Origin of the sequence: Kitasatospora sp. NPDC059747, assembly GCF_042732955.1 — a bacterium.
Classification (GTDB): domain Bacteria; phylum Actinomycetota; class Actinomycetes; order Streptomycetales; family Streptomycetaceae; genus Kitasatospora.
On sequence record NZ_JBHWGV010000129.1, the window covers coordinates 13,854 to 26,290 of the forward strand.

General features: G+C 74.4%; 12 protein-coding genes. 5 read left to right on the forward strand and 7 right to left on the reverse strand.

Annotated elements, in window-relative coordinates:
• Window positions 1–114 precede the first annotated feature (114 nt).
• Window positions 115–1,119: a carboxylating nicotinate-nucleotide diphosphorylase gene (gene nadC, locus ACFV4G_RS36615; protein WP_380446598.1), complete on the reverse strand. Its 1,005-nt coding sequence runs from the start codon at window positions 1,117–1,119 to the stop codon at window positions 115–117.
• 2 nt (window positions 1,120–1,121) lie between these two features.
• Window positions 1,122–2,843 (reverse strand): L-aspartate oxidase, encoded by a 1,722-nt coding sequence (locus ACFV4G_RS36620; protein ID WP_380446600.1) that lies wholly within the window; start codon window positions 2,841–2,843, stop codon window positions 1,122–1,124.
• 139 nt (window positions 2,844–2,982) lie between these two features.
• Between ACFV4G_RS36620 and ACFV4G_RS36625 the strand changes: the two genes are divergently transcribed.
• A complete protein-coding gene (locus ACFV4G_RS36625) occupies window positions 2,983–3,279 on the forward strand; it encodes a winged helix-turn-helix transcriptional regulator (RefSeq protein ID WP_380446626.1) in 297 nt (98 codons plus the stop codon).
• Between the two features lie 63 nt (window positions 3,280–3,342).
• On the opposite strand, the gene ACFV4G_RS36630 is transcribed toward ACFV4G_RS36625, so the two are convergent.
• The gene (locus tag ACFV4G_RS36630) at window positions 3,343–4,320 is read right to left on the reverse strand and encodes a helix-turn-helix transcriptional regulator (protein ID WP_380446603.1); all 978 of its coding nucleotides are present in this window, start codon (window positions 4,318–4,320) and stop codon (window positions 3,343–3,345) included.
• A 114-nt stretch (window positions 4,321–4,434) separates the two neighbouring features.
• Between ACFV4G_RS36630 and ACFV4G_RS36635 the strand changes: the two genes are divergently transcribed.
• From ACFV4G_RS36635 to ACFV4G_RS36645, 3 genes are all read left to right on the forward strand, one after another.
• A complete protein-coding gene (locus ACFV4G_RS36635; protein ID WP_380446605.1) occupies window positions 4,435–4,839 on the forward strand; it encodes a VOC family protein in 405 nt (134 codons plus the stop codon).
• A gap of 81 nt (window positions 4,840–4,920) precedes the next feature.
• Window positions 4,921–5,880, forward strand: coding sequence for a hypothetical protein (locus ACFV4G_RS36640; RefSeq protein ID WP_380446608.1), 960 nt, complete (start codon window positions 4,921–4,923; stop codon window positions 5,878–5,880).
• Window positions 5,877–7,109 (forward strand): epoxide hydrolase family protein, encoded by a 1,233-nt coding sequence (locus ACFV4G_RS36645; RefSeq protein ID WP_380446611.1) that lies wholly within the window; start codon window positions 5,877–5,879, stop codon window positions 7,107–7,109. Before ACFV4G_RS36640 ends, ACFV4G_RS36645 begins: the two co-directional genes overlap by 4 nt.
• 14 nt (window positions 7,110–7,123) lie before the next feature.
• Here ACFV4G_RS36645 and ACFV4G_RS36650 read toward each other — a convergent pair whose 3' ends face one another.
• The 4 genes from ACFV4G_RS36650 to ACFV4G_RS36665 are packed head-to-tail and all read right to left on the reverse strand — an operon-like array spanning window position 7,124 to window position 11,292.
• Window positions 7,124–7,558, reverse strand: coding sequence for a tetratricopeptide repeat protein (locus ACFV4G_RS36650; RefSeq protein WP_380446614.1), 435 nt, complete (start codon window positions 7,556–7,558; stop codon window positions 7,124–7,126).
• 47 nt (window positions 7,559–7,605) lie between these two features.
• Window positions 7,606–10,023, reverse strand: coding sequence for an FtsX-like permease family protein (locus ACFV4G_RS36655; protein WP_380446616.1), 2,418 nt, complete (start codon window positions 10,021–10,023; stop codon window positions 7,606–7,608).
• Window positions 10,024–10,027: 4 nt separating this feature from the next.
• Window positions 10,028–10,792, reverse strand: coding sequence for an ABC transporter ATP-binding protein (locus tag ACFV4G_RS36660; protein WP_380446618.1), 765 nt, complete (start codon window positions 10,790–10,792; stop codon window positions 10,028–10,030).
• The gene (locus tag ACFV4G_RS36665) at window positions 10,789–11,292 is read right to left on the reverse strand and encodes a PadR family transcriptional regulator (protein WP_359970602.1); all 504 of its coding nucleotides are present in this window, start codon (window positions 11,290–11,292) and stop codon (window positions 10,789–10,791) included. Before ACFV4G_RS36665 ends, ACFV4G_RS36660 begins: the two co-directional genes overlap by 4 nt.
• A 146-nt stretch (window positions 11,293–11,438) precedes the next feature.
• On the opposite strand from ACFV4G_RS36665, the gene ACFV4G_RS36670 reads away from it, so the two are divergent.
• The coding region (locus ACFV4G_RS36670; RefSeq protein WP_380446621.1) for an extracellular solute-binding protein at window positions 11,439–12,437 on the forward strand (999 nt) is incomplete at its 3' end.

A 12,437-nucleotide genomic window follows, 5' to 3' on the forward strand; every position in this document is an offset into this window, starting at 1 on the left:
ACCGGGGGAGCCCCCCTCACACGTCCCCGCCCGCCCCCCAACCCCGACCCCCCCGGGCCCGCCCGGCCCCGACCCCCCCCGCCCGGCCGCCGGGGCGGTCCGGCTTTCCCCCGCTCAGGTACGACCCGGAGCCGAACGTGCGGTGGTACTCGTGCGTACGAGCCGGTGCTTCCGGTCGTGTCGGAGGTCCAGGCCGATGTCGAGGATCGGCGAGGAGTGCGTCAGGGCTCCGACCGAGAGGTAGTCGACACCCGCCTCGGCGTACGCGCGGACCGTGTCGAGGGTCAGGCGGCCGGAGGACTCCAGCATCGCCCGGCCGTCGACCAGGGCCACCGCCTCGGCTGTCTCCGCCGGGGTGAAGTTGTCCAGGAGGATCAAGTCCGCGCCGGCCTCCAGGACTTCGGCGAGCTGAGTGAGGGTGTCGACCTCCACCTCGATCGCGAGGCCGGGAAAGCTTTCGCGGACGAGCGTGAAGGCCTCGGCCACGCCGCCCGCCGCCACCACGTGGTTGTCCTTGACCAGGGCCGCGTCCGAGAGGGACATGCGGTGGTTGACGCCGCCGCCGCAGCGGACCGCGTACTTCTCCAGGGAGCGCAGGCCCGGGGTCGTCTTGCGGGTGTCGCGGACCTCGGCCCTGGTGCCGTCGAGTGCGTCCGCCCAGGCGCTGGTGGCCGTCGCGATGCCCGAGAGGCGGCAGAGGAGGTTGAGGGCGCTGCGCTCGGCGGTGAGCAGGTCGCGGGTGCGGGCGGTGACCGAGAGGAGTTTCCGGCCCGCCTCGACGCGGTCGCCGTCCTCGACGTGGCGCTCGACCTCGAAGGTGTCCGTGCAGACCACTGAGAGCACTGCTTCGGCGATGTGGATCCCGGCGACGGTGCCCGCCTCGCGCGCGGTGAAGTCGCCTGTCGCCACGGCCTCTTCGGGGACCGTCGCGAGCGTGGTGACGTCCACGCCCCGGGCCAGGTCCTCCGCGAGTGCCGTGCGCGCGATGTCCTCGACCTCGACCGGGTCCAGGCCCGCGTCCTTGAGGAGCCGGGCGAGGACGGGGTCAAGGCCGCCCGCCTCACCGCAGTCGTCGCTGCGGCCGTCGGCCGGGAGGAGGGGAAGGTCAAAGGTGCTCACGGTCATACCTCCTGGAGAAGGGGAGGAACGGTAGGGGGGAATTCCGTGGTGTCCGTGGTGTGGACCGCGAGCGAGCGGTCCGACTGCAGCCGGACGACCAAGTGGCGGCGCCAGTCGGCGTCTTCGCGGTCCGGGTGGTCCTTGCGCCAGTGGCAGCCGCGGGTCTCCTCGCGGAGTCGGGCCGCGGCGACCAGGGCGCGGGCCACGCACAGGAGGTTCGTCGCCTCCCAGGCCTCGACGCCGGGGACGGCCGGCTCGCGGTCGTCGGGGGCCTCGGTGTCCGCGTCCGCCCTGATGGCTTCGAGGTGCGCGGCCGCCTCGGCGAGGCTCGCCGCGGAGCGGATCACTCCGGCGCCCCTCGTCATGATCCGCTGGATCGCGAGGCGGGTCTCGGGGGCCAGGAGCGGGAGCGTGGTGCCCTCGGGGATCACCGGGTCGGTGTGCTCGCGCGCGGTCGCCGTGATGTCGTCCGCGATGCGTTCCGCGAAGACCAGGCCCTCGAGGAGGGAGTTGGAGGCGAGGCGGTTGGCGCCGTGGACCCCGGTGCACGCGACCTCGCCGCAGGCGTAGAGGCCGGGGACCGTGGTGCGGCCACGCAGGTCGGTCCGTATGCCACCCGACGCGTGGTGGGCGGCCGGAAAGACGGGAATCGGCTCCGTGACCGGGTCGATGCCGTGGCTGCGGCAGACGGCGAGGATCGTGGGGAAGCGGCTCTCCCACATCTCCGCGCCGAAGTGACGGGCGTCCAGGTACACGTGCTCGGTGCCGTGGAGCTGCATCTGGCGCGTGATGCCCTTGGCGACGATGTCGCGGGGGGCGAGTTCGGCCAGTTCGTGCTGCCCGAGCATGAACCGGGTGCCCGTCGCGTCGACCAGGTGGGCGCCCTCACCCCGTACCGCCTCGGACACCAGGGGCTGCTGGCCCCCCGCGCCCGGCCCCAGGTAGAGGACCGTGGGGTGGAACTGGACGAATTCGAGGTCGGCGATGTCGGCTCCGGCGCGCAGGGCGAGTGCCACGCCGTCTCCGGTGGAGACCGAGGGGTTGGTCGTCGCGGAGTAGACCTGGCCGATGCCGCCCGTCGCGAGGACGACGGCCGGGGCGCGGACCGCGCCGACGCCGTCGTGCCGGCCCTCGCCCATGACGTGCAGGGTGACGCCGGCCGTACGGCCTTCGGCGTCCGTCAGCAGGTCCAGGACCAGGGCGTTCTCGATCGTCCGGACCACTGCGGCACGGACCGCTTCGACCAGGGCGCGGGAGACTTCCGCGCCCGAGGCGTCGCCGCCCGCGTGGACGATGCGGCGGCGATGGTGGCCGCCCTCACGGGTGAGCTGGAGGTCGCCCTCGGGCGAGGTGTCGAAGTGGGCGCCGGCGGCGATGAGGCGGCGTACCGCGTCGGGACCCTCGGTGACCAGGGCGCGGACCGCGCTCTCGTCGCAGAGTCCGGCCCCCGCGACCAGCGTGTCGGCCAGGTGCTGCTGAGGGGAGTCGCCCTCGCCGAGCGCGGCCGCGATGCCGCCCTGGGCCCAGCGGGTGGAGCCGTCGTCCAGGCGGGCCTTGGTGACGACGACGGTGCGCAGGCCGGCTGCCGTGCAGCGGAGGGCCGCGGTGAGGCCCGCCACGCCGGAGCCGACGACCACGACGTCCGCGTCGATCGACCAGCCCGGGGCCGGTGCGTGCAGGCGTATGCCGGTCGCGGTCGGTGTTCCGGTTCCTGTTGCGGTCATTCGGTGCCCCCTCGAGATTGTTTCTAAATCAGAAACACGCGGTGGATGCTAGTGTTTCTGATAACGAAACACAAGGAGGACCATGCCGACACCGCGCCCAGGAACACCGGTTCGTGGATCGACGACCGGCCGTCCGATCATGGCCGCGATGGACCTCTTCGGCCGTCGGTGGGCGCTGCGCATCATCTGGGAGCTGCGGGCCGGTCCGCTCGGTGCGCGGGCGCTGCTGGCACGGTGCGCAGGCATGTCGTCCAGCGTCCTCTACCAGCGACTTCGCGAACTCTCGTCAGGCGGGATCATCGCCCCCTCGGCCGATGGCTACGAGCTCACTCGGCTGGGGACGGAGCTCGGCGACGCTCTCCGGCCGCTCGGCGAATGGGCGGCCACCTGGGCGCAGGCGCAAGAGCAGGACGATCGGGGTCCTGCGGGGGCATGAAGGCCGTCCCGGCAGGCTTCGTGCACCGCAGCCACGGCGAACCCACCCGACCGGGGCGGGCGCTCAGGCTCGGCGGGCGTGGGACGTGAGGCGGTCGGCCAGGGCGAGGACGAGGTCGCGCAGTTCGGCGGGGCGGTCGATGACGAAGGGGCGGTCGAGGGCGGCGAGGACCGCCGGGAGCCAGTCGAGGCGCTCCACCCGCAGCTCGACACGGCGCCAGCACTCGGCCGTCTCCTCCTCCCCCTCCTCCTCCAGGATCGCGACGGCGGCGGGGAGGTGAGCGCGGATCTGCTCGACCGTTCCGTGGATCCGTACGGTCACCTCGTGCCGGTAGTCGGCCGTGGCGAAGGCCGACAGCACCCGCTGGGCCGGATCGGGGCCCTCGGGCGCCTCGAACGAGCCGGGCAGGGGCCTGGCGTCCGCGATGCGGTCGAGCCGGAAGGTACGGCCCTCGCCGAGCCGGGCGTCCTGGCCGGTGACGTACCAGCGGCCCGCGTGGGCGACGATCCCGTACGCGTGGAGCGTGCGGTCGCTGCGGCGCCCGTCGCGGTCGGTGTAGCGGATCGAGAGCGGGCGGCGGTGGCGCACGGCGTCGGCGACGGTGAGCAGGACCTCGGCGTCCGGGGTCTCGAACTCACCGGGCCGGTCCGTGAAGGCGAGGGCTTCCATGAGCGTGTCGAGCCGGCGGGCGACGTGCTTCGGCAGCACCCGCCGGATCTTCGCCGCCGCCGTCTCGCCCGCCGTGCGCTCCGCCGCCGCCAGGCCCGTTCGACGGCCGGCGACCAGGCCGAGCAGCACGGCCAGTGCCTCGTCGTCGTTGAGCATCAGCGGAGGCAGGCGGTAGCCGGGGGCGAGCCGGTACCCGCCGTAGCGGCCGCGCACCGATTCCACGGGCACGTCCAGGTCGATCAGTTGGTCCACGTACCGCCGCACGGTGCGCCCCTGGACACCGAGCCGCTCGGCGAGTTCGGCCACGGTGCGGGTGCCGCCCGACTGCAGCAGCTCCAGGAGCGTGAGGACGCGGCCGGTGGGTCGGGGCATGTTCGCAGCCTAACGCGAATAGTGGACCGATTCTGTCCCCTATTTCTCCTAGCCTGCGACGTACAAACCCGTGCACGCCTCGTGCACACCTTCCGAACGGCCGAGGAGCCCGCCATGGAATTCGTCTCGATCCGCATCATCACCGCCGACGTCGCGCGCCTCGTCGACTTCTACGAGCGGGCCACCGGGGCCCGGGCGGCGTGGGCCACCGAGGACTTCGCCGAGATCGCCGTCGGGGGCGCGACCCTCGCGATCGCCGGCACCCGCACCGTCCCGCTGTTCGCCCCGGGCTCCGCCCGGCCGGCGGCCAACGACAGTGTGATCACCGAGTTCCTGGTCGACGACGTGGACCTCGTCCACGAGAAGCTGACCTCCTTCGTCACCGACTTCGTCGCCGGGCCCACCACCATGCCGTGGGGCAACCGGTCGCTGCTGCTCCGCGACCCCGACGGGAACCTCGTCAACTTCTTCACCCCCGTCACCCCCGCCGCCATCGCACGGCGAAAGGACGGCAAATAGGATTGCGCACCGCCCCCGTGAGCTGGCACGGTTTCAGCGCTTCGACGTGCGAAGCGTTCCGACGACCACGGGGGGCCGTCCATGACCACGTCCGTGCCGCCGGGCGGCCTCGCGGCCGGGTACGAGCGGCCGCCCTACTGGCAGCCGCCGGTGCCGCGGCGGCCACCGCGGGACTGGGTGCTCGACGTGGTGCTGCCCTGGCGGCTGGCGAGCCGGTTGTACGGGCCCTACCGGATGATGCGGATGTCGGCCTCCGGGGTCGCGTCGCTGGCGGGGGCGGAGCTGCTGGATCCGATGCTGCAGCCGGTGGTCACGCAGCTGGTGGCGCAGACGCTCGACCCGCTGGTGGAGCGGCTCATGCTGGCCCGGGCGCTGCTCGGCCTCGGCCTGGTCCTCTTCGTCGTGCGGGTGGCGAACGGCGCCTCCGCCAACGAGCTGTTCCTGGACTCGTTCGGGGACAGCATCGTGATGCTGCTCAGCGGGCCGGCCGCGCTGCTGCTCGCCTGCGTGCCGCTGGTGCTGCTGGCCCGGAGCGGCACCAGGCGGCGGGTGGCGCGCCTGGTGGCCCGGCCGGTGTTCACCGGTGTGGCCACGTTCGCGGCGTTCCTGGTGATGATGAAGTCCGATGCCAACGCGTACATCGGCAACACGGTCGGGCTGAACCTGCTGGTGGCGATCTGGCTGCCGGCGTTCACCCTCCCGTCGGTGTACCTGATGCACCGCAACTCCTTCGCCGTGGGCGGGCACCCGCTGGTGCGGCCGTTGGTCGCGGTGCTGCTGGTCTGGCTCACCCTGCTCGGGCACGTCACCCTGGTCGACACCAAGCACACGTCGACGCACGACGCGGCCTCGGTGGCCGGACTGCTGGCCGGGCCGGTCGCGGTGACGGTCACCGCGGTGATCGAACTGGTGCGGCTGAGGTACCGTCACCGGGTCGGCTTCCGCGGGCCGTTGCCGCCTCGCCCCCCCGCGAGAACCGCGCGGCCCGGCGGGAACCCGGTAGCGTTGGCCCTGCCCACCCCGGAAGGAGCCACGCCGTGACCACGCCCGCCTTCCCGCTGGAGCCCACCCCGATCCACGTGCCCGACGAGGTCCTAGCCGACCTCCGCGCCCGTCTCGCCTCGACCCGGCCGCCGGCGGACGAGGGCAACGAGCACTGGTCCTACGGCGTCCCGGCCGGCTACCTCCGCGAGCTGGTCGCCCACTGGCGGGACGGTTACGACTGGCGCAAGGCCGAGGCCGCGATCAACGTCCACGAGCACTACGTGGCGAAGGTCTCCGGCGTCCCGGTGCACTTCCTGCGCGAGGCCGGCCGCGGCCCGCGCCCGGTCCCGCTGATCCTCACCCACGGCTGGCCGTGGACGTTCTGGCACTGGTCGAAGGTGATCGGGCCGCTCGCCGACCCGGCGGCCTTCGGCGGGGACCCGGCCGACGCGTTCGACGTCATCGTGCCGTCCCTGCCCGGCTTCGGCTTCCCCGGGCCGCTCACCGGCTTTCCGGACGTCAACTTCTGGAAGGTCGCCGACCTCTGGCACACCCTGATGACCGAGACCCTGGGGTACGGGACGTACGCCGCCGGGGGCTGCGACATCGGCGCGCTCGTCTCCAGCCAGCTCGGCCACAAGTACGCCGACGAGCTGTACGGCATCCACATCGGCTCCGGCCTGCCGCTCGACTTCTTCAACGGTCCCCGCGCCTGGGACTTCGCCCGGAACCGGCCCCTCACCGACGACCAGCCCGCCGACGTCCGCGCGCGCATCGTCGAGCAGGACCACCGCTGGGCGTCGCACCTCGCCGTGCACGTGCTCGACGGTGCCACCCTGGCCCACGGGCTGAGCGACTCGCCCGCCGGGCTGCTCGCCTGGCTGCTGGAGCGGTGGAACGCCTGGAGCGACAACGGCGGCGACGTCGAGTCCGTCTTCAGCAGGGACGACCTGCTCACGCACGCCACGATCTTCTGGGTGAACAACTCCATCGCCACGTCGATGCGTTACTACGCCAACGCCAACCGCTACCCGTGGTCCCCCGCCCACGACCGCGCCCCGGCTGTGGAGGCCCCGGTCGGCCTCACCTTCGTCACGTACGAGAACCCGCCGGGCGTCCACACCGCGGACGAGCGCGTCCGGGCGTTCGAAACCGGCCCGCAGGCCGCCTGGTTCAACCACGTCAACGTCAACGCCCATGACCACGGCGGCCACTTCATCCCCTGGGAGAACCCCGACGCCTGGGTGGACGACCTGCGCCGGACGTTCCGCGGCCGCCGGCCCTGAACGCCCCGGCGGGCTCAGGTGCCGTCGTTCAGGTCGGCGCGCGTCCGCAGGAACGCGAGGTACTCGGGGGCGTCCTCCGCGAAGATCTCCGGCCCGCCGCCCATGTACGCCCTGGTCAGCTCGTCCGCGGCCCGGTCGTGGTCACCCAGCTCGAACGCGGTCTGGCCCAGGCGCAGGTGGACGTAGGGGTTCCCGAGTCCTCCGGGGCACTGGACGGCGTTGTGGAAGCACTTGTGCGACTTGTCGTACACCCTGGTCCGGAAGTGGACGTCCCCGATCGCGACGTAGATCCAGGTCGAGGCCGCCCACTGCCGGGGATCGCCGGGCAACAGCCGCAGCGCTTCGAGGTAGCGCTGCTTGGCTTCGTCGAGCTCGCCCATCCCGGCGAGGGCGTCGCCCTCCCGGCACAGGTCGTCGATCTCGGCGCCGACGTCGGCGGGCAGTTGCACCGTTGTCCCCTCTCAAGACTCACACGCGGTGCCCATCCTCCCCTGAGCTATGTGCCGGGGACGTCCGGGGTCCGGGTGGACGGGCGGGCACGCACGACCGGGAGGGCGGAGAGGACGGCCGCCGTCGCGGCACCGAGGGCGGCCAGGGCGAGGACCGTCCAGAGCGACGGGGCCCGCGCGATGCCCGCGCCGATGCCGCCCAGCTCGCCCTGGCGGTCGATCAGCCACCGGACGAGCGGGATGCCGGCGGCCGCCCCGGCGGCGACCGTGGGCAGGGCGATGGCCGTGCCGCGAACGGCCAGCACGACGGCGGACTGGCCCGGGGTCAGGCCGAGCGCCCGCAGCAGGCCGAGGTCGCGGCGCCGCTCGTGGAAGCCCGCCGCGGCCGTGGTGAGCAGTTCCACCAGGCAGATGAGGGCGAGCAGGAGCAGCAGCCCGACCACGCTGGCCCGCAGCGCGCCGGGTCGGGTGACGGGGCCGGCCGGGAGGCGCAGCTCGACCTGCCCGGCGAGTCCGGCGCGGGCGGGGAGGTCGCGCTGAACCTCGGCCGGGTCGTGGCCGGGGCGCAGCGCGAGCTGCCAGAAGTCGGGGCGGGTGGGGTCGCCGGGCCGGTCGAGGGTGTCGAAGCCGGTGGAAAGGACGCGGCCGCCGTGCTCGGGTTCGAGGTCGCGCCCGACGACGTGCAGGATGCGCGGGGTGCCGCCGGTGGTGACGCGCACCCACTGGCCGACCTTGGCGCCGAGCAGGTCGAGGGCGCCCTGGCCGGCGACGGCCTCGTCGGTCGCGCGGATCGCCCGGCCCTCGACGACGGTGTACGGGTAGGGCGCGTCGGTGGTGCCGACGGCGCGCAGGGTGAGCGTCGCGGACTGGCCGGGCGCGAGGGCCTGCATCTCGCTGCCGGGGTAGGCGCCGCGGATGGCGGGGTCGGCGGCCAGGGCGGCGGCGAGCCCAGCGTCGTCCGGCGTGCGTTCGGGGCTGGCCCGGCGGGCCGTGACGGACGGGGCGGTGACGCCGCCGTCGGGCCGGGTGACGGCGTCGAGCGTGGCCCAGGTGCTCAGGGCCAGGGTGGCGGCGACGACCGGGACGGTGAGCCGGACGGCGCTGACGACCAGGCCGGAGCGCCGGCGCAGCACGCCGCCGAGGCCGAGGACGAGGGCGGGCGGCAGCCGCCGCAGCGGGCCGAGGCGGACCGGGCGAGCCGTCATGGCGGGCGGTCGGGTGCCGTCGGTCGGCGGGACGGGGGCGACCCGGGCGGCGCGCAGTGCGGGCAGGGCGGCGGCGGCACCGACGGAGACGAGCGCGGCGGCCATGACGCCGATGGTGGCGGCGGTGCCGCCGGGGACGAGCCGGTGGAGGACGTCCGTCCCGCCGCCGAGGGCCGGGACGGCGCGCGCGGCGATCGCGGCGCCGCCCGCGCCGAGCAGGACGCCGGTGCCGGCCAGGAGCAGTTGTTCGGCGATGAACATCCAGGCGACCTGGCCGGCGGTGAAGCCGAGCGCCTTGAGCAGGGCGATGTCGCCGGTCCTGGTGCGGATCCGGCCGCCGGCCGCGCCGGCCACCGCGAGGGCGGCGGAGAGCAGCGCGGCCAGGCCGCAGAGCCCGAGCAGGAGGCCGGCGAGCCGGTCGTCCTGCTGCCGCGCGTCGCGGGCGTCGAGCCAGGTGGTGATCCGGGAGACCCGGTCGGCGCCGAGGAGGCTGACCGCCCGCTGGGCGGTGTAGGCGGCGTCGAAGGGGTGGGCGAGGCGCAGTCCGAGGGTGAGGCCCTGGGCCGCCCGGTCCGGCTGGACGAGGTCGAGGGTGGCGGGCAGGGTCCAGCCGAGGTCGTAGCCGGCGGCCTGGCTGGGCAGTTGGTCGGGGCTGTCGGCGATGCCGAGGACGCGCAGTTCGACCGGGCCGCCGTGGCCGTCGAGGACGGTCAGGCGGTCCCCGGGGCGGGCCCAGGCGGCGTCGGCCGCGGACTGTTCGAGCACGATGCCGTGGCTGTCGGACGGGTCGAGCCAGCTGCCGGAGCGCAGCAGCGGGCGGGGCGCGTCCGGGGTGTCGCCGCGCAGCACGAGCGTGGTGCGGTCGGTGGGGCCCGCGGTGGCGGCGCCGTCGGGGCGGCGGCCGACGAGGGTGGTCTCGGCCGTGTGCTGGGGCGGTGAGACGGCGACGACGCCGGGTTCGCGCGCGAGCAGGGCGGCGGACGGTTCGTCGCCCCCGGCCTGGGCGCTCTCGGCCCCGGCGGCCCCGACGGCCCCGGCGGCCTGGGCGGCCTGGGCGGTCGCGGACGGCCGCAAGTCGAGACGGACGTCGGGCGATCCGGCGGCCTGGAACTGGCGCTGCCACGGGTCGGCGGCGGCGCCGAGCAGGGCTCCGGCGAGCAGGAGGGCCGCGGCGGTGCCGCCGGTGGCAAGGACGACGAGCAGGGCGTGGACGCGGTGCGAGCGCAGGTCGGCGCGGATCCAGCGGAGGAGGGCGCGCACCGGCTCAGCCGCCGAAGTCGATGATGTCGCGGACCCCGATGGCGCCGCGCCGCGCGGCCGGGGGCTCCTCGACCCGGGCGTCGTCGGCGATCCGGCCGTCGAAGAGGCTGACGACGCGGTCGGCGGTGCTGGCGGCCCGGGCGTCGTGGGTGACGAGCACGATCGTGGTGCCCTGCTCGTGGTAGCGGGTGAGCAGGGCGAGGACGTCGCGGGTGCTGCGGCTGTCGAGGTTGCCGGTGGGCTCGTCGGCGAGGAGCAGGTCGGGCCGGTTGACCAGGGCGCGGGCCAGGGCGACGCGCTGGCGTTCGCCGCCGGAGAGTTCGCCGGGCCCGGCGGCGGCCTTGTGGGCGAGGCCGAGCTCTTCCAGGAGTTCCTGGCGGCGTTCGCGGGCGGTGCGGGCCGGCAGGCCGGCGAGGAGGGCGGTCAGTTCGATGTTGTCGGCGACGGAGAAGTCGGAGAGGAGGTTGCCGCTCTGGAAGACGATGCCGTAGTGGCGCCGGCGCAGGCGGGCCCAGGCGGCCTCGCGCAGCCCGTCGACCCGGCGGCCGTCGAGCCGCAGCTCGCCCTCGTCGGGGCGCAGCAGGCCGGCGAGGAGGTGCAGCAGGGTGGACTTGCCGGCGCCGGAGGGGCCGGTGACGGCGACGAACTCGCCCCGGTCGATCCGCAGGCTGATGCCGCGGACGGCGGGTATCAGGGTCGAGCCGCTCAGGTGCGAGCGCACCAGGGCGTCGGCGGCCAGCAGCGGCGGTATCGGCTCCGAGCCGCTCACGTGAGTTCCTCCTGGCAACGCTCCAGCCAGTCGAGGTCGGCCTGCAGGTGCAGGACGGCGCCCTCGATCAGCAGCAGCGAGGTCCGGTTGCCGCGTTCGGTGGCGGCCAGTTTGTTGAGTCCGCGCATCGTGTTGATGCAGTGCCGGCGCTGGTTGTTGATCAGCGTCAGCCGGTCGGCGAGGTCGGTGCCTTCGGCGAGGATCAGCTTCATGAAGAACTCGTCCCTGACCCTCGGCCCTTCGGTGGGGGCCTCGAACCAGCCGGCGAGTTCCGCGGTGCCCTTCTCGGTGATCTCGTAGACCTTCTTGTCCGGTCTGCCCTCCTGCGTCACCTCGGTGCCGCGGATCAGTCCGGACTTCTCCAGTCGGCTCAGGGTCACGTAGATCTGGCCGATGTTCGGCTGAGGGTACGCCGCGCCGAAGGTCTGCTCAAGCCCCTGCTTGAGCTCGTACCCGTAGGCGGGCTGCCGGGCCAGCAGCGCCAGCAGCTGATGGCGCACCGGGCGTCACCTCTTCCTTGGTCTTCCGTCGTCGCTGGTTACACCTCGGTCACACAGTACGGGCAGGTGGGCGCCGTTGAGCAGGGAGGCCGTATAAAGGGACGTGCGTCGGCGCCCCACCCGCGCCGACCCGATGAAGGAGCTCCATGGCAGACCGGCCGCCCACCGGGCCCCACGCGGGCCGCCGTCGCGTGACGCGCGCGCTGGTGGGCGGGGCGGCGGTGCTCGCGGCCGGGGGCGCGTCCGCCTGGTACGGCCTGGCCGGGCGCTCGCACGCGGCGGGCGATCCACAGGGCGTCGGGCCGGTCACGCTGGCCACCGGCCGGGACACCACGCACTACCTGGGCGGGCTGCTGGCCGACTGGAACGCGGAGCACCCGGACCAGCCGGCCGAGCTGGTCGAGCTGCCGGCGGCGGCGGACGAGGTGCACGCCCAGCTGGCCGGGGAGCTGTCGGCCGGCGGCAGCCGTTTCGACGTGCTCAACATCGACGTCGTGTGGACGGCCGAGTTCGCGGCCCGCCGCTGGACGGCGGCGCTGGACGAGGCGGAGTTCGCGCTGGACGGCCTCCTGCCGCCGGTCGTCGGCACCGGGCGGTACGACGGGCGGCTGTACGCGGTGCCGTTCGTCGCCAACGCCGCCCTGCTGTACTACCGCAGCGACGTGCTGGCCGCCGCCGGCGAGCAGCCGCCCACGACGTGGGACGAACTGGCGCGGCAGGCCAGGACGCTGGCGCCCGCGCACGGACTGGGCGGGTACGCGGGCCAGTTGAGCCCGTACGAGGGGCTGGCCGTCAACGCGCTGGAGGCCATACGCTCGGCGGGCGGGGACCTGCTGGCGGGCGACGGCTCGGTCGTGGTGGACAGCCCGCAGGCCCGGGCCGGGCTGGAGTTCCTGGCCGGGGGCGTGCGCGACCGGTGGATCCCGCCCGAGGTGCTCGGCTACCAGGAGGAGGAGTCCCGCGCGGCGTTCGAGCGCGGCGGCCTGCTCTTCCTGCGGAACTGGCCGTACGTCTACCACGAGGTCGCCACGGCCGGCTCGCCGGTGGCGGGGCGGTTCGGCGTGGTGGGGGGGGCCGGGGCCCCCGGGGCCGGCCCGGGGCCGCGCCCCGGGGGTCGGGGCACCCGGCTTGGGGGCCCCGGAGGG